Source organism: Caulifigura coniformis, assembly GCF_007745175.1.
Lineage (GTDB): Bacteria > Planctomycetota > Planctomycetia > Planctomycetales > Planctomycetaceae > Caulifigura > Caulifigura coniformis.
The window spans coordinates 5,206,661-5,229,336 of the sequence record NZ_CP036271.1 but is presented as its reverse complement, the minus strand read 5'-3'; the positions used below and the strand labels follow the sequence as shown (position 1 = coordinate 5,229,336).

16 protein-coding genes are annotated in these 22,676 nt (G+C 63.6%); 7 read left to right on the top strand and 9 right to left on the bottom strand.

The genetic code is table 11. From position 1 onward, the window contains the following. Positions 1–3: 3 nt before the first annotated feature. Both Pan44_RS20975 and Pan44_RS20970 read right to left on the bottom strand, forming a co-directional pair. The gene (locus Pan44_RS20975) at positions 4–1,140 is read right to left on the bottom strand and encodes an ABC transporter permease (protein WP_145033436.1); all 1,137 of its coding nucleotides are present in this window, start codon (positions 1,138–1,140) and stop codon (positions 4–6) included. Between the two features lie 65 nt (positions 1,141–1,205). Next, entirely contained in the window at positions 1,206–1,916 is a 711-nt protein-coding gene (locus Pan44_RS20970; RefSeq protein ID WP_145033433.1) for a TetR/AcrR family transcriptional regulator, read from the bottom strand. A 261-nt stretch (positions 1,917–2,177) separates the two neighbouring features. Between Pan44_RS20970 and Pan44_RS20965 the strand changes: the two genes are divergently transcribed. The 3 genes from Pan44_RS20965 (at position 2,178) to Pan44_RS20955 (ending at position 6,410) form a co-directional block, all read left to right on the top strand. Next, the gene (locus Pan44_RS20965) at positions 2,178–3,266 is read left to right on the top strand and encodes a dipeptidase (RefSeq protein ID WP_145033430.1); all 1,089 of its coding nucleotides are present in this window, start codon (positions 2,178–2,180) and stop codon (positions 3,264–3,266) included. 514 nt (positions 3,267–3,780) lie between these two features. After that, positions 3,781–4,974: a 3-dehydroquinate synthase gene (locus Pan44_RS20960; RefSeq protein ID WP_145033428.1), complete on the top strand. Its 1,194-nt coding sequence runs from the start codon at positions 3,781–3,783 to the stop codon at positions 4,972–4,974. Beyond that, positions 4,971–6,410: a trypsin-like peptidase domain-containing protein gene (locus Pan44_RS20955; RefSeq protein WP_145033424.1), complete on the top strand. Its 1,440-nt coding sequence runs from the start codon at positions 4,971–4,973 to the stop codon at positions 6,408–6,410. The genes Pan44_RS20960 and Pan44_RS20955 overlap by 4 nt, the downstream gene beginning before the upstream one ends. Positions 6,411–6,417: 7 nt before the next feature. On the opposite strand, the gene Pan44_RS20950 is transcribed toward Pan44_RS20955, so the two are convergent. Continuing rightward, a complete protein-coding gene (locus tag Pan44_RS20950) occupies positions 6,418–8,121 on the bottom strand; it encodes a glycerol-3-phosphate dehydrogenase/oxidase (protein ID WP_145033421.1) in 1,704 nt (567 codons plus the stop codon). 115 nt (positions 8,122–8,236) lie between these two features. Next, entirely contained in the window at positions 8,237–9,226 is a 990-nt protein-coding gene (locus Pan44_RS20945; protein WP_197453532.1) for a M28 family peptidase, read from the bottom strand. 139 nt (positions 9,227–9,365) lie between these two features. On the opposite strand from Pan44_RS20945, the gene Pan44_RS20940 reads away from it, so the two are divergent. After that, positions 9,366–10,280 carry an ATP-grasp domain-containing protein gene (locus tag Pan44_RS20940; RefSeq protein WP_145033416.1) on the top strand — a complete coding sequence of 305 codons (915 nt, stop codon included), beginning with the start codon at positions 9,366–9,368 and terminating at the stop codon, positions 10,278–10,280. Next, complete coding sequence (locus tag Pan44_RS20935; protein ID WP_145033413.1) at positions 10,277–13,033, top strand: serine/threonine-protein kinase; 2,757 nt, start codon at positions 10,277–10,279, stop codon at positions 13,031–13,033. Before Pan44_RS20940 ends, Pan44_RS20935 begins: the two co-directional genes overlap by 4 nt. Here the strand turns inward: Pan44_RS20935 and Pan44_RS20930 are convergent. From Pan44_RS20930 to Pan44_RS20910, 5 genes are all read right to left on the bottom strand, one after another. Then, positions 13,015–14,247, bottom strand: coding sequence for a formylglycine-generating enzyme family protein (locus Pan44_RS20930; RefSeq protein ID WP_145033410.1), 1,233 nt, complete (start codon positions 14,245–14,247; stop codon positions 13,015–13,017). The two genes, Pan44_RS20935 and Pan44_RS20930, sit on opposite strands and share 19 nt — an antisense overlap. A 449-nt stretch (positions 14,248–14,696) precedes the next feature. Further along, positions 14,697–15,710 carry a Gfo/Idh/MocA family protein gene (locus Pan44_RS20925; protein WP_145033407.1) on the bottom strand — a complete coding sequence of 338 codons (1,014 nt, stop codon included), beginning with the start codon at positions 15,708–15,710 and terminating at the stop codon, positions 14,697–14,699. Then, on the bottom strand, positions 15,710–16,543 hold the full coding sequence (locus tag Pan44_RS20920; RefSeq protein ID WP_145033404.1) for an HpcH/HpaI aldolase family protein: 834 nt from the start codon (positions 16,541–16,543) through the stop codon (positions 15,710–15,712). The genes Pan44_RS20925 and Pan44_RS20920 overlap by 1 nt, the downstream gene beginning before the upstream one ends. 150 nt (positions 16,544–16,693) lie before the next feature. Beyond that, positions 16,694–17,707 (bottom strand): sialidase family protein, encoded by a 1,014-nt coding sequence (locus tag Pan44_RS20915; protein WP_145033401.1) that lies wholly within the window; start codon positions 17,705–17,707, stop codon positions 16,694–16,696. 41 nt (positions 17,708–17,748) lie between these two features. Continuing rightward, the gene (locus Pan44_RS20910) at positions 17,749–19,197 is read right to left on the bottom strand and encodes a hypothetical protein (protein WP_231754121.1); all 1,449 of its coding nucleotides are present in this window, start codon (positions 19,195–19,197) and stop codon (positions 17,749–17,751) included. 211 nt (positions 19,198–19,408) lie between these two features. Here Pan44_RS20910 and Pan44_RS20905 point away from each other — a divergent pair, with 211 nt between their 5' ends. Both Pan44_RS20905 and Pan44_RS20900 read left to right on the top strand, forming a co-directional pair. Beyond that, positions 19,409–20,131, top strand: a complete 723-nt coding sequence (locus tag Pan44_RS20905; RefSeq protein ID WP_197453531.1) for a phytanoyl-CoA dioxygenase family protein — start codon at positions 19,409–19,411, stop codon at positions 20,129–20,131. 27 nt (positions 20,132–20,158) lie between these two features. After that, positions 20,159–22,618, top strand: coding sequence for a sodium:solute symporter family transporter (locus tag Pan44_RS20900; protein WP_145033394.1), 2,460 nt, complete (start codon positions 20,159–20,161; stop codon positions 22,616–22,618). Positions 22,619–22,676 lie beyond the last annotated feature (58 nt).

The following is a 22,676-nucleotide window of genomic DNA, read 5'->3' as shown; positions in this document are numbered from 1 at the left end:
CGTTCAACCACGGAACACGATCGCCGGCTCAAGCACCATCACCCGCCGGACGCTGAGCAGGCTCGACAGGATTCCGATCAGGACGACCGCCCCGCCGGTAATCGCCAGAATCTGCCACGGCATGAAATAGGCCAGCGTGTCGTTGTTCTTGTTCAGCTCGCCGAACAGCGCTGCAAAGCCCACCCCGAGGCTGTAACCCAGCGTGCTGACGACCAGCGACTGCAACAGGATCATCCCGATGATCCGCCGGTTCGTGACTCCCATCGCCTTCAACGACCCGAACTGCCGCAGGTTCTCGATCACGAACAGGTAGAACGTCTGGCCCGCGATCGCCGTGCCGACAATGAACCCCAGGAAGATCGTGATGCCGAAGTTGATCGGGATTCCCGTCCGGATCATGAAGTACCACATCGTGGTCCAGATGAACTGGTCCTGCGTCTCCGCCTTGAGACCCGTCTGCGCCGTGATGTTCTTGCAGACGTCGATCGCGGGCACGCCGTCCTTCGGCTCCGCCAGGACGAACGACATCAGCTTCCGTTCGCGCGGCACGAACATCGTCGCCTGGCTGTACCGCGAATACACGACGGGAAACGTCTGGAACGTCGGCGAGGCCTTGCAGATTCCCACCAGCACCGCCCGGCGATCGTTCATCTCGAACGTCCGCCCCAGCTGGAACGGTTCATTCGGCCACAGGTACTTGTAACCCCCTTCATCCATGATCACGGCATCGGGCTTCCGGAGATCGGCCAGCGAGCCGACCACCATCTCCCGCGGAGCGCCGACCATCGTGGCGTCATCCAACCCCAGCAGGATGAACTGCTGGAATTTTCCGTCACTGAACCGCGAGCGCGCAATCCCCTTGTAAAGCCGGACCGCCCACTTCACTCCTTCCACGCCGCGCACGCGATACAGCTCGTTGTCCGACAGCGGCTTGATGTCGTCGACGAACTGCATCCCCGGATCCATCACCCAGATGTCGGCGCCGGAAATGTCGTAGATCTGACTCGATGTGCGGAGCATCAGCCCGCAGAAAATCGCTCCCTGCTGGGCGATGAGCAGCGAGGCGAACGTCACGCCGAAGATGATGCCGAAGTACTTGCTCCGGTCGCCCGTCAGCATTTTCAGCGCGATCCAGTTCATCGCACGACACCGATGTGTGGGTACTTACTCAACATGATGCCAGACCATCATTTCCATCCGTCGGTTCACGGAGACGCCTGAAACAGCGCGAGCGCCTGCGGATTGAAATCCCGCTCGATCGCCTGATCGGAAAGGCCGATCCCGTGCAGCACAAACCGCACGGCGTACTCGATCAACTCCTCCCGCGTCGCCCCATAATCCGCCACCGGGGGGTCGCGCAGCAGTTGGATCATGACCATCACCGACAGGTCGTGGACGAACCAGCCGGCGATTCGTCCCGGAATCGTCTTCCTCTCGAAATCGCCCGCCTTCTGAGCGGCTTTGACGCACTCTTCAAACTTGGAAAGCCACCCTTTGTCGAATCGCTTCAGCATCCCTCTCGCGAACACGCCGTCATCGAGCATGCTGCGCAACATCAGTTTTTCAAACTGGTTGGGATGAGTCTGCCGCGCAACCGCCGCGCCGCTGATAATCTTGTTCGCCAGCATGTACACCAGCAGCACGAGCGACGACGTGCTCGGCGGCAACTGGGCCAGCCGCTTCAGCTCCCGCTCGGCCACCTCGTTCCAGCACGCCTCCTGGATCGCGGCGTACATCGCGTCCTTGCTGGGAAAGTGCTTGAACAGCAGCGCCTCCGAAACACCGGCCGCTTCCGCCAGTTGTTTCGTCGTCGTTCCGTGGAATCCCTTCTCGGCAAAGACCGAGCGGAGCGCCTCCAGGATGGCAATCCGCCGCTGTTCGGTCGTCAGTCGGGCAGAAGTTTTAAGAGAGGGCATACCAAATGTTAGTGTTCACTCACCTCCAGGTCGACAAGAATCTCCAAAAATCGCATCGGCCCCGGGAAACACCAGGATCGCGCACCGAGTACGCGAGCCATTTGCTTCTCCCGACGAACCCACTCCCCCTCCCGACCATCGCGAATCAACGCTGTTTTCATTCCTATATGACGCAGCGGCTCAGAGAAGCGCCCGCCGGCTTCAGTGCCATCCCGACGCGGCCATGCGATTCCAGAAGAACGACAGAGGAGACAATTCACGATGAGACCGATGTTCGACGCCCACCTCGACCTCGCCTGGTGTGCTCTGGGCTGGAACCGCGACCTGACGCTGCCGCTGCCGGAACTGCGCCAAATCGAGGCACATCTCACCGACCACCCCGCCCGCGGACATGGCACCGTCAGCCTGCCCGAAATGCGCCGCGGCGGAATCGGCGTTTGCCTGTCGACGGTCCTCTCGCGGTCCAAGCCCGAAGCGATTGGGGAAACCGGCGGCGATCGCCGCACGCTCGACTCCCGCAACCAGACGATCGCCTCGGCCGTCGGATTCGGACAGCTGGCGTACTACCGGCTCCTCGAACAGCAGGGATTCATCCGGCTCATCCACACCGCACCGGAACTCAAAGCCCACTGGGCCGCCTGGACGGCCGCCCCCGACACCACCCCGCTCGGAATCATTCTCGCCATGGAAGGGGCCGACCCGATCGTCGAACCATCCTGCGCGCCCGACTGGTGGAACCAGGGGCTTCGTTGCTGCGGACTGGCCCACTATGGACCCCATCCCTACGCCGCCGGCACGGGGCACCAGGGCCCCGTGACGCCCCGCGGCCTCGAAATGCTCAAGCAGTTTGAGAAACTCGGCATCATCGTCGACATGACGCACACCAATGAGCCCGGCTTCTTTGAGGTCCTCGACAACTTCAGCGGAGCCGTGCACGCCAGTCACAACATGTGCCGCTGCCTCGTTCCAGGCGACCGCCAGTTCTCCGACGAACAGCTCAAACGGTTGATTGAGCGAAACGCCGTCATCGGCATGGCGCTCGATGCGTGGATGGTCGTGCCTGGCTGGGTCCGCGGAGTCACGCAGCCTGCCGCCGCTTCACTGAGCGATGTCGTCGACCATGTCGACCATATCTGCCAGCTCGCGGGGCATACACGCTGCGTCGGCATCGGCAGCGATCTCGACGGCGGTTTCGGAACCGAGCAGACGCCGCACGACCTCAACACGATCGCCGATCTGCAGAAGCTGGAAGGCCTTCTTGAAGCCCGGGGTTATTCCCAGGCCGATATCGACGGCATCTTCTCCGGAAACTGGATCCGCTTCTTCTCCGAAGCCCTGCCGCAGTCCTGAGCGGAACGGCGGCGGCACTGGCTTCCGGAATCCAGTGCCGCCTGCCGCAGCTCGGCGCGCAATCGTCCACGTCCAGTGGAGGAACCATGCACGCACTCAACATCAATCCGTCACTGGTCATCGACCGACTGGTCCGAATTTCGAGGCTGCGGTCCAGGTCGTGCGGCCCCCATCCTGCACTGGAGCACCCGGGGAAAACAGAGCCAGAACGATGCACCACACGTCAACGCGCTCTCCTCGCTCCGCTCTCCGTTCCCTCCGGAACGGCAATCTCACGTAAGACTCGATCGCCAAAGATCTTTCAGCCGAGTCGTCCACTCCGGTGACGCCCGGCTCCGACCTTGACGTTGCTGGACAGGGGCGCAGAATAAGGGTTCCTGGACGGTTCGATCCCGTGCCCGGACTCGAGCCATGGATCGGCTCCCCTGCCAACGACCGACGGCCCAACGCCGTCGCCCGCCATTTTTGCTTCGCCGCGACGCCCACCGGCGCCGGGTGAACGACCTGCGAATTCATGACCGGCTCCGAATCGATCGACATTTCGTTTGCCGTCCCCTGCGTCCACCGCCTGCGCTTCACCAGCGACCTGCTCGGCGCCGACCAGGCGGTTCTCGCCCATCTGCTCGAGCCTTCCGGCGATCGCCCGGCCCGCGTCCAGGTCTGGATCGATGAACACGTCGCCGCCGCCCGGCCCGACCTCCAGCACCGCCTGAAGACGTTCCTCAAATCGCAGCCCTCCCGGTTCTCCAGCACCGGAAACATCCAGCTCGTGCCCGGCGGCGAAGCGATCAAGAACGACATTCACATCCTCGAACGGATGCTGAAGTGCATGAACGCGGCTGAACTCGACCGCCGCAGCTACGTCGTCGTCATCGGCGGCGGCGCGGTCCTCGATGCCGTCGGATTCGCCACAGCCATCGCACATCGCGGCATCCGGCTGATCCGCATACCCACGACCACACTTGCCCAGGCCGACTCCGGCGTCGGCGTGAAGAACAGCGTAAACCTGTTCCAAAAGAAGAACTGGGTGGGGACGTTCGCCGTTCCCTGGGGAGTGATCAACGACGCGGCCATGCTGTCGACGCTCCCCGATCGGGATTTCCTCTGCGGCTTCAGCGAGGCGGTGAAGGTTTCCCTGCTGAAGGACCCTGCGGCTTTTGAACAGGTCTGTGAACTGGCCGGCCGCATCCGCCAGCGAGACTGGTCAGCCGCCTCGCCCGTCATCCGCCGCTCCGCGCAGCTTCATCTCGAGCACATCACCCAGGGGGGCGACCCGTACGAGGCGCTGGAAGCCCGGCCGCTCGACTTCGGGCATTGGTCCGCACACAAGCTGGAGGTCCTCACCGACTACCGACTCCGCCACGGCGAAGCGGTTGGCATCGGGGTGGCCATCGATACGATCTACTCCTCGCTCAGGCACGGGCTTCCCGCCGCGGATGCGGACCGCGCCCTCCACTGCCTCGCCGAACTCGGACTTCCGCTGAACGACCCGTCGCTGGCCGATCCGCAGCCCCTCTTTGACGGGCTGGAAGAGTTCCGCCAGCACCTCGGCGGCCGGCTCACGGTGACGATGCTTCAGGCCGTCGGTCGGAAAATCGACGTTCACGAGATCGATCGCGGCGCAATGCGTGAAGCGATCCACGCCGTCCGCGAACTTGGCCAGCGATCCGAGGCCGTACGTCCGACCGGCGCAGGGGCCGAAGCATGATCCTCAGGCGGCGGCGATGGGCGTTCGGCCTCGCGCTCGTCGGGCTCCTGAGCCAGGCAATTCCAAACCTGCATGCGGACGACGCCGCGCTCGCGCGTGCGCTCGAGGCCCGAACTCAGGCGACGATCAGGAGCACCGGGCACGCAATCGTCGCGTTGTTGCGGAAGCGAACGGCGACAACTTCCCCAGTCCAGGGAGAATTCGGCGAACAGGCCAGGCCGGAGCAGCCCCTCTTCGTCGAGGCCGTCGCGACCGGCGTCCTTGTATCGCAAGAGAACCAACCCGAATCGCGCTACGTGCTGACCACCTGCCGCGCCGTGCTGTCGATCGTCGAGGATCCGACTCGCCTGCGGGAAGCCAGGATCGACGTTCGCCTGCACGGCAAACGGGACGCACACGCGACAGTGATTGCCGCCGATTCGCGGTGCGATCTGGCCGTCCTGAAACTGGCCGAAGGCATACCGTCCGCGGACACTTCGAAGCTCCCTTCGCTGCCGCTGGCGGACGCAGCCTCCGCCGCAAAGGGCTCGTTCGTGATCGCACTCGGCAATCCAGCGTCTCTCGCCCGCGATGGTGCGGCAGAAGCCGCGTTCGGCACGCTCTCAGGGATCACGCCATTCGAGTGGAACGGCCGGCAGCCTATTGAAATCGACCGCGATCTCACCCCGGCCGACCTCTCATCGCTGTGGCATGTTTCAACGACTGTGACGGGCGGCTCGGAGGGGGGCGCGATCGTCGACCTCGATGGCCGGCTGCTTGCCGTGACGACCGGGCGGGTCAGCCTGGAGGATCAACGTGCGGCGGCCACGTTCGGAATGCCCGTTGATCGCGGGATCACGCCCTTGCTGCGCGGCGAAGAGCTGCAGCTCGGTTTTCTGGGACTCGAAGCAAAAAGTGAGGAAGACCGCGCACGTCTGGTCCGGGTCGCCCCGGGATCGCCGGCGGATGAAGCAGGCCTGCAGCCGGGTGACGTCATCACCCTCTGGGGAGACGAGCCAATCACGGACGCCTGGAAGCTTCACCGGAGAATGTGGCGGACGATGCCGGGCGATCTGGTCCGCGTCACCGTTCGTCGGGGGGACGGGGATGCGGTTCGTGAGCGGAAAATCGACCTGACCGCGATTCGCTGGCCAGTCCGTGCATCTGAAATCGTGTTCTCCACAGCGCCCGGCCGTCAGTGGAGAGGAATGACATTCGACGCTGCGACTGCACGCCTCAGCTCGCTCAAAGACGGGCTCTTCGGAAGGCTTCCCGCCGGAGTGCTCGTTCGCGCCGTTGATCCCGGCAGCCCGACTGCGATCATGCGGCCCGGGCAGGTCATCAGCGCCGTCAACGGCGAAGACGTCGCAAACGTCAATGAGTTCGTGACTGCGGCACCCGCAACCGGGCCGGTGCGTCTCCGGCTGTCGCACGGGGAAACCGTCACGATTCCATGAACGATTCTCAGGAAACAGCCGCAGCCAGTTCTCTTTCGACCGTCACACCGTAGTACTTGCGAAGCCGCTGCCCGACATCGCGAACCGATGCCTCCGTGTCCGCGTCCGGGAAGAACGAGGCCAGTTCGCGGAGCGTCACTTCAGGGAGAGCCCTGTGGTCCGTCAGCATCAGCCGCCGTTCGACCAGGTCACCCAGTTCCTCAACCCATTCCGTCTCGATGATGTGGCGGACAAAGCCTCGCGGAAAGCGTGTTCCGGCGACCAGCTCTCGCTCAGCGGATTCGGTCAACCCACCAAGGACCTCGCGGACGCGGCTGCCGACCAGTTTGCCACACGCCATCACCGTCTCGATTTCGAACCCGGTCGCCGCAGCGACCGACTGCCAGAACTGGTCGTTCAGAGCCGTGTCCTGGCTGAGCCCATCCGAACCGGGAACCGGTCGTTCCTGCGTCGAGACCGACCGCGCCACGAACAGCCGCGTCAGGATTCGGTTAGCCGTTTCTTCACCAAGGGCCCGACAGGTCGTCAGCTTGCCTCCGATCAGGGTGTCGATCGGAATCCCGTCTGTCGCGGTTGATTCAATCCAGTGTCCGCGCGGAATCGAACCCGTCGTTCCTTCCGCCTGATAAGGCAACGGCCGGACGCCGCTGTAATGCGCGTCGACGTCGGCCACCATCAGCTTCACATCCGGAAAGACCTCGTTGACCATCTCGACGAGGTAGGCGACTTCTTCCTCGCTCGAAACGGCCTGATCGGGCGTGGAGTCGAACCGTTCATCAGTGGTGCCGATGAGCACGGAATCTTCGAACGGCAGGATGAACACCAGCCGTCCGTCGTCGGCCTCCGCGTAAACGGCTTCGCTATTCAGCGCCCGCACGAGCGCCGGCTGGTGCGTAAAGATATGGCTGCCCTTGGTGCCGCCGAACAAGCGTTTCGTGGGCGCCGGAAGATCGCGAAGCGTGTGATCGCCCCAGGCGCCCGTCGCGTTCACGATTGTGGAGGGTTTGATGGTCAGGCCTGCGGGGGAGTCATTCGAGGCGTCCGTCGGGCGGATCTCGACGGTCCCGTCGACGAGCCTGGCGTGATGGTGCGTCAGAACTTTGAACTCCAGCCCCTTCTGTTCCGCTTCCCGCCTGGCATCCTCAAGCACCGCGAGCGTGAAACGTTCGGGCCACAGCATCTGGGCGTCGTAATAGGCGGCCAGCCAACGATACTTGTTGGAGTCGACCTTCGGCCCTGCTTCACCGACGCGGACGACCGAATGAGACGGCAGGCCGCCGCCGCGCGACAGGAAGTCGTACATGCGAAGGCCCATGCGCACAGTTTCGAGCCCGCGTTCGCCGCCGAGGGCTTTGGCGGCCGCGGCGCCGAGGCCTGTGCGCGTCAGTCGGGTGAATTTCAGACCGGCTGACAGAAGGCCGCCGAACCGCTGGCGGATCGGGATGTACAGCTTCACGGCTTTGACGAACTGGGGCGCGAGCTTGAGGAGCCGCGCGCGTTCGTCGAGCGACTCATGTACGAGGGCCGTATCGCCGTATTCGAGATATCTCAAACCGCCGTGGATCAGGCGGGAGGACTTCGCCGTTGCCCCGTAGGCAATGTCGAACTTGTCGACGATCCAGACGGGGACTCCGTTGAGGATGAGTTCGCGGGCCGTGCAGGCGCCGTTGACGCCGGCGCCGAGAATGAGAACGGGATTCTGAGGAGGCATTGGGAGGGGCTGGAACGAGACGTCGAATTCGCAATTCTAGTCAGTTCCAGCACGGAAACGTCCAGCTTCGGCAATAAATTGCAGCCGCCAACACGTCCTGCCGTCCGATCGCCCCTCAGCGATAGGGAATCGATTCAATGAACCCCGTGCGGCTGCCCGTAAAATCGGGCATGTGGATCAGCCACTCGATGATCACCTTCCCGACGGCGGCCAGCGATTCGCCGGAGCAGTTGGACGGCAGATCGTTTCGCGTGTGCCAATGGGGATAGTCGAAGTCGATCAGGTCGGTGGTCGGGATCTTGGCGATCTCGTTCAGCGGGATGTGGTCATCGCTCACTTCGTGCCGCCTGCGGGCGACGAACACGCGTGACGAAACCCGGGCTGCAGCCGCCCACACGCTTTCGGTCACTTCCCGCGCATACCGCATCGAATTGACCTCGTAGTAAATCTTGAGGTCCTTGTCCGCGATCATGTCGAACAGGACGCCCGCCACATACTTGTGGGCCGGCGGCTTCTGCACGTACTGCGTCGCGAAGTAGGTGGATCCATGGAAGTACTTGTCGCGATTACTGTCGTAGATCAGTTCCTCGGCGTCGAAGAACACAAAATCCACGCCAAACCGCGGCTTCACTTCTTTCATGTGCCGTCCCAGTTCCATCAGGAACGCCACGCCGCTCCCGCCATCGTTGGCGCCCAGGAATATTCCCTGGCGGTGTCGGGGGAGCAGTTCTCGATCGGGATAGGGACGCGTGTCGTAGTGGCAGCACAGGAGAACCCGCTCCCTGGTTTCGGGATGCCAGGTGACGATCAGGTTCTTGAGCCGGGTCGCTTCTCCGGTCTCGGGGTGCGGGATGTCGAATTCCTGGAAGGAGCAGACGGCCCCGAGTCCGGTGAAATGATCGAACAGCATCTGCTGCTGTCGCGCCATTCCCTCCGTTCCGGAGATCCGCTTGCCGATCCGGCAGATGGCTTCCAGATCGGCAAATGCCCGCTTGCCATCGAACGTGGGAGGGGCCTGGGCGAACAAGGATGCGCCGAGCCATCCCTGCACGGCGACGACCAGCGCGACGAGAACCTGCCGCCGCTCCTTCGAATACCCTCGCATTGCATCCATTCCTTCGTGCCACAATGATCGCAAGCATGATAGGCTCGTCGACCGCGCGCGAGAATGCGGGTTTGTGAATGCGGCGGCGACCTCGGGATGCAATTTCGGCGGCGGATGGGATTTCGAGAGACGGCCGTTTATGAACATCGCCATCCTCGGAAATCCCGACAGCTGGTACGTTGCCGAACTCCGGCGCGCGGCCCGGGCGCGGAGTGTGGATGCGGCGACCTGGGATTTCACGCAGCTGGCAGCGTCGATTTCGGCCGACGGACACGCAGTCCTCCACAGCGGCGGAGCGGGGCGGCGACTCGACGCCGTGATTGTCCGCACGATGCCGCCTGGATCGCTGGAGCAGGTCGTTTTCCGCATGAACCTGCTGGCCCGGCTCGAGGCCGCGGGAACGACCGTGCTCAATCCGCCGAAGGCAATCGAGTGTGCCGTTGACAAGTACCTGACCACCGCCGTGTTGCAGCAGGCGGGCCTGCCTGTACCGGAGACGTTCGTCTGCGAATCGGCCGCTGCGGCCCTGGACGCCCTGCCTCGCCTGGGAGGGGATGTCGTGGTCAAGCCGCTCTTCGGTTCGGAGGGACGCGGAATCGTACGAGTCAGCGATCCTGATCTCGGAGTCCGTGTGTTCCGGGCGATCGAACGAACTGGCGGCCTGCTGTATCTGCAGCGGTTCGTCGAGCACGAGGGCTTCGACGTCCGGGTGCTGATTCTTGACGGCCAGATTCTGGGAGGGATGAAACGTCGTTCGGCCGGCGACTTCCGCACCAACGTGTCCCGCGACGCGGTGGCCGAGCCGCACCAGCTCACCGAAACCGAACGGGACTACGCCCTGCGTGCCGCTGCGGCGACGGGGGCCAGTTTTGCCGGGGTCGATCTGCTTTATGATCGATGCGGGAGGCTGTTTGTGATCGAGGTCAACGCGGTGCCTGGCTGGCGTGCGTTTCAGAAGGTGTCGAACATGGACGTGGCGCAGCGTGTGCTCGAAACGCTCATCAGCCAGTGCGTCCGTCAAACTCCTTTGTGTGAAGGTCATCGTGCGACGTGAGAGACACCGTCCCCTCTGACCAGACGATCATCGGCGACGGAGAGACTCCCGAGGATCGATTTGCATCTGCGTGGCGCGACGGGTCACCCCCTCCCCCATTGACCGAGTTCCTGCCCCGGGAAGGAGACGAGGGCTATCTTGCCACGCTGGAGCGACTGATCCAGGTGGAAATCGAACAGTCGTGGCGGCGATCGCTGAGCGAACCTTCGGCCCATCCCCAATGGCTCGAAGACTATCTGGCCCGGTTTCCCGCATTGCGAACGCCCGCAGCAATCGTGCGTCTGGCACAGGTTGAGTTCGTTGCGAGGACGCGATTCGGCGATCCTCCGGCCGCGGATTCCTACGTGGCCCGATTCCCGGACTACGTCACTCCGGGGGTTGCCGAAGAGTTTGTGACGGCCGCTGCGAATTCGCATTCGCCCCGCGAGCAGGCTTCGACAGCGGAGAATCTCGGCGCCCTTGGAGACTACAAGCTGCTCGATCGGATCGGGGAAGGAGGGATGGGGATCGTCTACCGGGCCGTTCAGCCCGGGGCTGATCGGGTTGTCGCTCTCAAGGTCATACGTTCGTCGGTGACCTCGGCCGGCGAAGTCTTCCGCAGGAAAGCGGAGACGCGATTCCGGAACGAAATCCATGCAGCCGCCAGGCTCGAACATGAGAACATCATCCCCGTGTACGACGTGGGCATGGTGGGCGAGCTGATGTACTTCGCGATGCGGTTCGTGGACGGCAGGAGCCTGAACGAACTCGTCAAGCAGGGCCCGCTTGAGAACCGCCAGGCGGCCACCTGGATGGCCGGCGTCGCCCGTGGGGTGGCCGAAGCCCATCGGTGCGGGATCCTGCATCGTGATCTCAAGCCGCACAACGTGATGATCGATGCCCGGACAGACCAGCCAATGGTTGCCGACTTCGGATTGGCCAAACTGCTCGACACCGACGATCAGCTGACGAAGACCGGCGAGACGATCGGCACTCCGTCCTACATGCCGCCGGAACAGATCAGTGATGCGTCGAACGTCGACGCTCGTGGCGACGTTTATTCGCTGGGCGCCACGTTGTACCACCTGCTGTCAGGGCGTCCTCCGTTTCAGGCGGCCAATACGCTGGGGACGATGCGTCAGGTGCTTTACGACGAAGCTGTTCCCCCGAAGCGGCTGAACTCTCTGGTCGACGCGGATCTTGAAACGATTTCTCTCAAGTGCCTGCAGAAGGAGCCGGTCCGTCGATACCAGTCGGCCCGCGAGTTTCTCGACGACCTGGAACGCTATCTGCGCGGCGAACCGATCCTCGCCCGGCCCATTGGCCGAATTGAGCGACTGGATCGCTGGCGTCGCCGGAATCCAGTGGAGGCAGGACTTACGGCAGCGGCGATTGTGCTGGCGGGGGCAGCCCTGGCCGCGACGACGATCGGCTATCGAAATACAAAAGCCGCTCTGGCGGAGGCGGAGCAGAACCTGGCGATGGCGAAGTCGGCCGTCGACGGACTGTATACCGAAGTCAGCGAGATCGATCTGCAGAATCAGCCCGGCCTGCAACCCCTCAAGCAGACGCTGCTGGTCAAGGCCCTGGACTATTACCGCCGTCTTCTCGAGCGAAACCGGCGCGACCCGCGACTGACTTCGGAGATGGCTGACAGTCATTTCCGAGTCGGCACGATCACCGAAGAGGTAAAATCCGTCAGCGAAGCTCTTCCGCATTACCAGGCCGCCGCCGACATCCAGAGGTCGCTGCTTCAGAAAACGCCCGATGATGTGGCGGTCGCGGAGAGGCTCAGCGATTCACTGAACGCCCTCGGTCGCGGCCATCAGCGGCTGGAAAAGTTTGATGACGCGCAGGCGGCCTTCGAGGAATCGCGCACGCTTCGTGAAAAGCTGGCTACCAGTTCACCCGGTGATCGCGAATACCAGCGAAAACTGGCCAACGCGATCATGAACAGCGGACTTCTGAAAGCGCGGCGTTCACATCTCGATGGGGCAGCGGCCGACTACGCGAGGGCTCAGAGCATCCGCGAGTCGCTGCTGGACCAATCGATCGATGAAGCGGTCGCTCGCGACTTCGCACGAGGGGCCTACAACCAGGGAGCACTGGCCCGCCAGCGGGAACAGCTCGGCGACGCGACCGGGAAACTGCAGACTGCGATCAAGTGGTTCGGGAAGCTGGTCGTAGAACACCCGGAGAACCTTTCCGACCGGTTTCAGCTGGCGGTCGCGTCGGTTCTTCACGGTGATCTGCTGGCCCTGCAGAACGATCATGCGGGCGCGTTCGTGGCGTATGCGGCGTCGCGGGATGTGCTTCAGAAACTCGTCAGCGAGAATCCGCAGGTGGTCATCTATCGGGAGCGGTTCGCGACCCAGACCATCGGCGAGGCGCGGCTCCGGATTCGTCTGGCGACGGAGGAAATTGAAAAGAACTCTGGCGACGCCGCGAATGCCGAAATGCACCTGACGACGACGGAGACGCTGCTGGCCTCGGGGGCGTCAGCACTGGCGGGCGCGATTGCTTCGGAACCAGAACGTGCTGGGCCCCGGCATGACCTGGCCGTGATCTGTCAGCTGGAGGGAGAGATCCAGCTCCTTCGGATGGATGTTCCCGGGGCGAAGGCGGCGTGGCAGCGAGGACTGGACACACTGGCCCCGCTCAAGAGCCAATTCGACCGGAATCCCGACTGCGAACTGCAGTGGGAGACACTTCAGGAATGCCTGAAACTCCTGGGGGAGACCTCGGAGCCGCCCGCTCAGAAGCCGGATTTCTGAGGGGCTGAAGCAGGCTCCATCGGCGCGGAAGAAGTGGCCGAGGGTGTTGCCGTGGACGCCGATTTCGCGGCAGCGGGCTCTGCTGTCAGACGAAGGACGCATCGAAAACCGATCTGCGGCGAGCGTTCACTCATGGACGCCCCATTCCGGGCCCAGAGTTCCCAGCCCGTTGAGCTCCCTTTGACGACCCGACGTCCGGCTTTGTCGCTCCGCGGCCCTTTCCAGTTCCGCGCGGCCGGACTACCGGCCGGCGGTGATTGGCTGTACGCATCTTCGGCGAAGAAATCCTGACACCACTCGCGTGCGTTGCCGGCCAGATCGAATACCCCGTGAATGCTTTCGTCGGTCCGGAACGACCCGACATCGTCGATCTGGCCCGGTTCGCGCCGGCGTTCCCAGACAGGGCGTCCTTCCCCCCAGGGGAAGTCAAAGCCGCCCTTGCCGCGTGCGGCCTTCTCCCATTCCGATTCGGATGGGAGTTCCTTTCCAGTCCATTTCGCGTACTGCATCGCGTCGCGCCAGTTCACACCCACCGCGGGCTGAAGGGGTGACGACGCATTGGGAGGGGCAGGCGGCGATGACTTGTCCCCCCGGGTCGCTTCCCGGAACTTCTGGAACTTCTCGACTGTGACCTCGTGGATGTCCATATAGAAGGCATCGATATCGATCGGATGCCGCGGGGCGGCCGTCGGCGTGCCGTCCGCCCCCTGCACCGCCAGCCCACCCGGGACAAGCGCCATCACGGCCCCATCCACCTCGCAGCGGATCCGCAGGGGAAATCCTGACGCATCGACGAGGGAGTCGGCGACGGCTGCGAATCCTTTCGGGAGAGACGCCTGCGCCGGGGGTGTTTCCTGCCGATTGGCGATCACCGTGACCAGCGACGAATCGGTCCCCGGACTGGGATTCACAACCATGGCCAGCAGTTCAGGCCGTTCCTCGCGGGGCAGAATCCGGACGTTGGGTTCCTGGCCGCCGACGAGCATCGCGCCCGGCGGCAGTGTTTTCTTTTCCTGAGAGGCGGGCTTCGCGGTGGCTGCCGCGTTCGTTGCGGCTGCAGGAGCCCGGGGGCTGGCGTTCGCAGGGGCCGGCGGGAGGACTGGAGTTGGCGGAGGGGGGCTGAAGGTGGCCGGGGGGGCCGACGGATTTTCCTTGCTGCAACCGACAAGCAGCAGCAGGCCCAGCAGGAGTCGATGCGTTACGGCAGTCGGCATCAGCACACTTTCCAACCCGGTTTGAGGCGACGTTTATCATTCCTTCCTGCGGTCGAGCGCTCAAGGGCACGCTGCTCCCGAAGCGAGAGAGCGAGGAGGGCGCTGATCCATGGGCGCAGTCCCAGAGGCTCTCTTTCCCTGGAGATTCGCAGGACGAGCGGCCGAGACGCCCGGATCGGACGTTCGCGGCGACCGGGTCGAATCGGCAGTGGTGCTGTTCATTGTTTCCCTCCAACATGAGGTGCGAGGTTGCGCGCGAAGTCGCGGTGACGTTGCGCGAGGGAGTTGCGCGAATTGGTGGATCAGGAGATCAGGAAGAGAGGCGTGCGGCTTTGGCCCCTCATCCGCCCTTCGGGCACTGACCTTCTCCCCGCTGGCGAAATTTTCGAGAGGGAGATTCGGTTGCGGAGAGAAGGATGGAATGTCAGACGCGGCCAGCGGAGACGGTCCTATGGTTCGACGTCCGGAATCTGCTCCCATTGGCCGGAGGTGACGCTGGCCAGGATGGCGCGGTTGACGTGCAGGGTGTGGAGGCCGTCGGCGAGGGTGCAGGCGGGGGGGCCGCCGGATTCGACGGCATCCAGAAAGGAGCCCGCCTGCCGGATGAACAGTTCGTCCCGCTCGAGCTGCGGTCGGGAGTGGTCGATCCATTCGCCTCCCGGCGTTGTCATTTCCCGCCAGCGACAGGCGTGCATTTCGAACCGGGCCGTTCCGCGCTCACATACGACGGAGATCGCGGTTTCATTGGGGGCCTGATGCTGGTTCAGCGAATAGTTCGCCAAGAGGGCGCCGTGCCGGGCCAGCACATGCACCGTGTCTTCGACTTCGACCCCATCCAGCACGCAGCGGGCCGCATCGGCGGCCAGTCGCTGCACCGGACCGACCAGCCATTGTCCCGCGTTCACGATATGAGTCAGTGCGTCCTGAATCGCCCCGCCGCCACTCGCGTGCGTCGCGTAATAGGTCTCGCGGAACGCCGGGCGATAGAGCGGGAAATGCTGACCGCAGACGGCCACCAGTTCCACCGGACGGCCGAACCGGCCGCTGGCGATCGCCGCCCGCATGTCCGCCAGGACGGGATGCGCCCGATACACATAGGCCACACCGACCACCCGGTTCGCTTTCAGTGCCGCGGCCGTCAGTTGGTCGACGCCCTCGGGCGTGACGGCGAGAGGCTTTTCGACGAGCACATGCGCTCCGCGGCGCACGAAGGAGAGGGCCTGCGCGACATGCAGGGGAGCGGGAGTCGCGATCACCGCGACGTCAGACGGATCGCCGAGAGCCTGTTCGACGGTCTCTAACGGCGTCGCGCCTGGATATCTCGCGGCAATCTCCGCGCGCAGCTCGGCGCGTGGCTCGACAAACGCGACGTCCGAGTGGTCGGTCCGCTGGAAACAGCGGATGTGCCGCTCACCGATCGAACCCGCACCGACGACCACCACACGAAACCGGGAGCGTTCCATCAGCTGCGGGACTCCAGATAACTCCCCCGGCTCGCTGCATCGGGGAGCGGGTTAAACGTCATCCCGAGGGCTTCCGAAAACCGCTGGCGGACCTGCTCGAGCCCCTGACGGACAAATACAAGGTCGCAGCCGTGGAAGACGAGGCTCGCCCCCATTTCGGTCAGGCGCGCGGCCTGCTCGACAGAGCCACAGGTCGCGGCCCAGTGTTTGCCGGTCTTCTTCGCAGCGTTCGCAATACGTTCGAACGCTGCCTGGATGCTGGCGTGGCCGAATTCCCCGGGGATGCCAGTCAGCACGCTGAAATCGGCCGGGCCGAGCATCAGCATGTCGACCCCCGGAACCGACAGGATCTCCTCAGCCTTCTCGACGGCCGAAGGATGCTCGACCTGAATGAGGACGAAGGTCTCGTCGTTCGCCTGCTTCAGGTACGACGTCATCGGCGTGAGCGTGTAGCGGGCATCGGGCCCGCTGCCATCGAAGCCCCGTTGGCCGAGGGGAGCGAATTTCGCCCAGCGGACGACTTCGGCCGCTTCTTCGGGCGAATCGCACCGCGGATACATGATGCCGCTGGCCCCGAGCTCCAGCAGCCGGGAGAGCCGCATGAATTCTCCCTTGCCCGGCCGGGCGACGATATCGGTCCCGCCGACACGCGCCGCCCGCATCAGGTTGCCCGCCGTCTCGACGCTGTACCCATGATGCTCGAGGTCCATCCAGATGGCGTCAAAGCCAAGGAGCCCTGCCATCTCGTAGACGGCCGGATCGGTGAGATGCAGGCAGACGCCGAGGGATCGTTCCCCACGGCGGAGCTTCTGGAGCACGCGACTCGGCTTCATCGAGGGACTTTCGGAAACTGCGTTCGAGAGACCGTCAGAAAAGAAGGTGTGCTTCGGGCCTTGTGAGCCGGAAGCACATGGATGTCGTCGGTGAACGCACACCATCGGGAGGCGGTGTCGCCTCCCGGAGTGGCACATTCCAACGACGTTCTAAGACTTTTCAGGGAGCTTCAGCTTCGCGAGATAGATACTCGTCTTCCCTTCATGCGACGAGTAGTAGCTCACCCAGAGAAGGCCGTCGCGGAAAACGAGCCCCGGGTAGCTCGTGTCGCCGCCCGAGGGGAGCGTGGCGGTCATGTCGAGCTTGCCCGTCTTCGGATTAAGGAACCAGACACTCGTCTTCGCTTTCCCGACATAATCGCGGCCGGAAACGACGACACGGCCATCGGGCAGGTCGATCAACTGCGGTCCGCCGATGCGGGTGTCGAGCGTCTTGAAGCTCCACTTGTCGTAGGGGGCCGTCGCTGTCCCCAGCATGGCGTTCGGAGCTTCCTTGTCGTCACGACGGAGAAGACAGAGGCCCGTGCCGTCCTTCTGGAACAGGAGGGACGACTCGTTGGGATAGCCTTCGCCGACGAGTTCGGGGACCAGCGTCTCGAACTTGCGACCGTCCAGGCTGCGATAGAGACGCGTCGTTCGATTCGAGCCAGTGCCGTAGCCGACGGAATAGGCGACGTCCCCCTGCCAGGTGACACGCCACAGCCAGTAACCGAGGTCGCCGACGGGAATGGCATCGCCCCACTTGCGGCCGTCCTCCGAGTACCAGACATACGACTGGTGCTTCAGGCCGTCGACTGGCTTGTGAAGAGCACCGGCTCCACAGAGCATCAGCCGGTTTCCGGGCGCGATGCAGATCTTGGCGTCGCGGAGATCAGAGTCGGTGGCAGTGATCAAGGCGGCGGATGCCCAGGACTTCCCGTCCTTCGACGAGAGCACGCGGAGCGCCCCGTTCGGAGAGACGTGTCCGTCTCCTTCACGGAACACACAGAACCATTCACCGTCCTTCCAGATGAGGTCGGTGAACGCGTTGTGTTTCCCCTGGTCCCAGATTTTCTGAACGCTCACGATCTCGGCCTGGGCCGGTTCGGCAGCGGACGCCACGGCCGGCAGCAGGGAAAGAAGAGTCGTGGCGAGGAGGGGGAGGAGTTGTCGGGATCGTCGCATTCCAGGTTCCTTGAAGTCGCAGTTCAGTGGTCGCAGTGCGATCAGAATTCCATCGCATACAGGTCGGCATCCGAGAGCTGCATTCGCAGTCTCACGGTCCTGCCGGCCAGGGTCTTCCAGTCGGCATTCTTCCAGGCCACCGGGCGGGCGATTTCGTTCCCGATGACCTCCACGCATTTTTCCATCTCAAAGCCGGGCAGCGGCTTGCCCGTGTCGTCCTGCACTTCCACGCGAATTCCGCCGGCGGCGGACGTGCGGAAGTTGAGGGACAGCGGTTCGCCGGTGAGCGTGATCGGCTTCGTGACGAGCGTTGCGCCGGAAAGCGGAGCCCGCACGGAGGCGAGTCCGTCGAGCCGGAAGGAATACCGGTGCAGGTGGGCGGTCGGCTGGCCATAGTCCTGATTGACGTAGAGCGACATCTCGGTGTCGCCTGTCTGCACGATGTTGAGCGCGGGATAGTTCGTCCGCGAGACCCAGTTCCTGGCGCCGATGCCGGGACGAATGAGAGCGCCCATCAGGGAGCGGTCGTAGAGGTCGCCGCCGCGGGACGTCATCAGGATGGCGTCGGAGGTGTCCTGGAAATACTTCGGATGGACGTTGATCGCGGCGGCCTGTTCGGGGGTGATGACCTGCCGCTTGTGCATGAACCTGGCCGCTGTCGACACATAGATGTGCGGCGCCCGGAAGTAGGGATGGGTCTGGTTGGTGTAGAGCTGGTGACTGGGAACGCCGGTTCCCGTGTCGCTGTAGCGCATCTGCACAGGGGCCGACCAGTTCACGAAATCGGTCGATGTCGTTCGGGCGATGGCCCGCTTTTTCTCCGCGGCCCGCCGGTAGTAAAGGACGTAGCAGTTCTCGGTTTCGGACCAGAAGGGAACGTTCTGGGAATCGAAAACCCAGCCCTTGTCCTGAAAGACGGGCTTGTCCTGAAGTTTCTTCCAGACGAGGCCATCGGCGGAAACATAGGCAATGAGCCCGCCCGGCGCGACGCCGCCAACTCCCTTGAAGCGTTCCTCAGGCTTCGCGGCGGGATTGCGATCGAGAAACGGGCAGAAATTGTGAGTCACGGGAGCAGCGTCAGCGAGCACGACGTTATTGTCGCGTGTGCCGTGGACCGTGAACTGCCCGAGGTTGGGCTTCGTCCAGTTGCGGCCGTCCTTCGATTCGGCGTAGCAGATCGCCTCTGTGGGGCTTCCATCGGCACTCGTATCGGCATGACCGCGGTAATACAGGCGGAGCAGTTCTCCGTCGCGAATGACTGTCGCGTACCCGCTGAAGAGGCCTTCCCAGGGGCGGTCGAACTTCAGCGCTGGTCCTTCATCGCGGGGTTCGGCCAGAGTGAGCTCGCCGCCTTCCAGGGATTCGATGAGATGCCGATCGACGAAGAGTTCGCGATGCGGCGGGGCGGCGACGAGTGGCGAGGTGAGCAGCAGCAAGCCCAGCAGAAACCCCCGCATCTTCCGACCACGGAACGCGACACGACGCACCATCAGCGGATCTCCCGATTGTCCATTGCCATGAACCAAAGCGACGCGGTGGCATTCTTGCAGAAAATCAGTTTGTTGCCCGCGTCCCGGGGGCCACTTCCGAAAATGAATGTCGGCAAATCCTTTCAGCGAGCCCGCAGGGCCGTTACACAGGAGACTTCTTGCTCCCGAATTCCCCGACGATTCGAGTTCCTGTCCCATGCAGAGAGGCAACATGCCGGACCGAACACTGATCGACGACTATCGCCGGAATGGCGTTATCGTGGTTCCGGGACTGCTCTCGAGTCTCGAACTGCAGGACGTTCGACGCCGCATTGAAGGCTACCAGGGGGACCGCCTGAAGGATCTGCCGGCAGGCGACTTCACCCTCGAGCCGGACGGCAAGACCGTCCGCAATCTCTGGCGCATGGAGCAGCACGACCCGTTCTTTCTCGAATTCGCAGGGCAGTCGCGATTTCTCGACCTCGTGGGTCCTTTGGTCAACGGTGAACCGGTCCTGGTCGGCGTTGAAACTTTCAACAAGCCGGCGCTGGTTGGTTCCGCGGTTCCACCCCACCAGGACAACGCCTACTTCTGCCAGTCTCCGGCCGATGTGCTGACGGTGTGGATCGCGATCGATCCCGCCACGCCCGAGAATGGCGCCGTCGAATACCTGCTGGGGTCGCACGGTGGGCTGCGGCCGCACCGGCCTTCGGGAGTGAAAGGGAATTCGATCGGGCTGGTGGAAACGCCCAGGGACGAGTTTCCCCGATTCCTCGGAACGATCGACGCGGGCGATGCGCTGATCCATCACGCACAGACGATCCACTTCAGCAGTTCGAATCGCTCTCCCGATTCGAGACTGAGCCTGATCCTGGTGTACCGGGGGAAGCACACCGCGACCGATGCCGACCTCAAAGAACGTTACGTCAACGCCTTCAGGATGACGAACGCCTGAACGAGACCGACTCACTCCGAGAGACTCATGGGGCAGCTGCACCTCCCGATTTCACAGGCCGCCACCTGCCGCTGGCTCGCTCTCTTGATGGCATGCCTGTTCGCGGGATGCGGATCGACGACCACGTCCGGCGGGCGCATTCCGCGTGAGGAACGGACGGCCCTGATCGGGGAGTTGCGGTCGGCCCTGGAGTCTCAGTCCGGATGGCCGCGAATTCATGCGGCCGAAGCGTTGATTGCGCAGGGCTACCCCGAGGAAACTCTCGAGACGTATCGACCGCTCGCCGACAACTCGCCGGCGGAAGAGCGGATTGGTGTCTGGCGGATTCTGGCGCAGGCCGAACCGGGCCGCGCCGCCAGACGGGCGATGGTGGAACGGGTGCGGGCCGCATTTCTGGACCCGGATGGACCTGATCGGCTGCACGCCGTTGAGACGCTCGCCAAGCTGCAGTTCGCTGTTCCGGACGAAGACCGTGCGCAGGTGGTGGAGTATGCGAGGCGGAATCCAGCCGAGGCCGCGTTTGCGCACTGGCTTCTTGCGAACTCAGGAGACGACGCGTCAAGACAAACGCTGGCAGCCACACTGAAAGATCCTGATCCGGTGGCAAGGTTGCGAGCTTCGTTCGCTCTTTCGAGCCTGCCTGGGCCGAGAACGTCGACCGAGCAGGCGGCGATCGCGGACGCAGCCCAGGCCGAGCCAGCGGATTCGCCATCCCGCGTCATGCTCGTGGGGGCCGCAGCGAAAGCCGTCAACGTGTCGGAGCCATTCCGGGCAGAGCTGCTGAAGCTTGTTCAATCGACGGATGTCGAACGCCGGCGCCAAGCGGCGACATGGCTGGGCGACGTCGGGCGTCCCGCGGATCAGGCGGCACTCATCACCCTGGCGGATGACGACGATCCGCGAGTTCGCATGGCGGCGGCCAACGCCCGGCTGCGCATCGATCGACGGATCCCGCACCGCATGGAACTCGCGGACTGGGGAGTCGTCGCGCTGTATCTGCTCGGGATGCTGGTGCTCGGCTGGCACTACTCGGGAAAATCGAAGACGACCGAGGATTACATGCTCGGCGGTCGCCAGATGAAGAGCTGGACGGTCGGAGTGTCACTGTTCGCGACGATTGTCAGCACGATCTCGTATCTGACCTGGCCGGGCGAAGTGATCCAGCATGGACCGATGGTGCTCTGCGGGCTTCTCTCCTATCCGCTCATCGCGCTGGTCGTCGGCCGGTTCCTGATTCCATTTTTCATGACGCTCCGCGTGACGAGCGCCTATGAAATCCTGGAGTCCAGGCTGGGGGTGAGCGTCCGTCTGGTCGGGTCGCTGTTCTTCCTGACTCTCCGGCTGCTGTGGATGGCCGTCATCATCTACACGACGACGACGAAGGTCATCATCCCGATCACGGGTCTCGATCCTTCGTGGACGCCGTGGATCGCGATCGTGATGGGTCTTGTGACAATCATCTACACGGCCGAGGGGGGATTGACAGCCGTTGTCGCGGCGGATGTGGTGCAGGCATTCATTCTGATCGGCGGGGCCGTCGTCTCGATGGTGGTGATTACGGTCGACATGGGAGGCGTCGGCGAGTGGTGGCCGAAAGAGTGGGCGTCCCACTGGCAGCAACCAATCCTGGGATACGACCCGAGCGCGCGGATTACGCTCCTGGGCGCCTTCATCGCCACGTTTACGTGGTTCATCTGCACGGCGGGATCGGACCAGATGGCGATCCAGCGGTACCTTGCGACACGCGACCTCAAGTCCGCGCGGCGGATGTACAACATCTCGATTCTCTCCAGCGGCCTCGTCGAGACCTTTCTGTGCATCCTTGGCTTCGCCCTGCTCGCGTGGTTCAAGACGCACCGGGAGTACCTCGCAGACGGCCAGTCGATCTCCGCGAATGCCGACCAGCTGTTTCCGCGGTTCATTGTCGTCGGGCTGCCGCAGGGGCTCACCGGGCTCGTCGTGGCGGGACTTCTGGCAGCGGCGATGTCGAGCCTGTCGTCCGGGCTGAATTCCTCCTGCTCGGTGGTGACGATCGACCTGATCGATCGTTTTCGGCGCAAACGCGATACCGAGACCAACCACGTTCGCGTGGCCAAGTTTGTGTCAGTCGCAATCGGGATCATCGTGGTATCACTCAGCCTGCTCGTCGGGCTGGTTCAGGGGAACCTGCTCGAACTCGCCTTCAAGGTCGTCAACCTCCTGACGGCGCCGCTCTTTGGCCTGTTCTTCCTGGCGATGTTCGTTCCCTGGGCGACCGCATTCGGAACACTGGTCGGCGCCGCCGCAGGGGTCGTCACAGTGGTGTCGATCAACTTCTGGAAAGAGCTGACAGGGACTGCCGGTCCGAGCTTTCTATGGGCAATGCCCGCTTCACTGGTGGTCGAAGTCGCGGTTGGGTCACTCGTCAGTCTGGTCCATCGCGCTGCGGGCGGGGGGCGTCCGACACCCGGCATTCCCCGGGCTCCTGACGCATCCAGCGAGACGTAAACCACTGGCGGACATCCGCTTCGGAAATATCCTTCCCACGAACGGTCCCCGCGGCTGT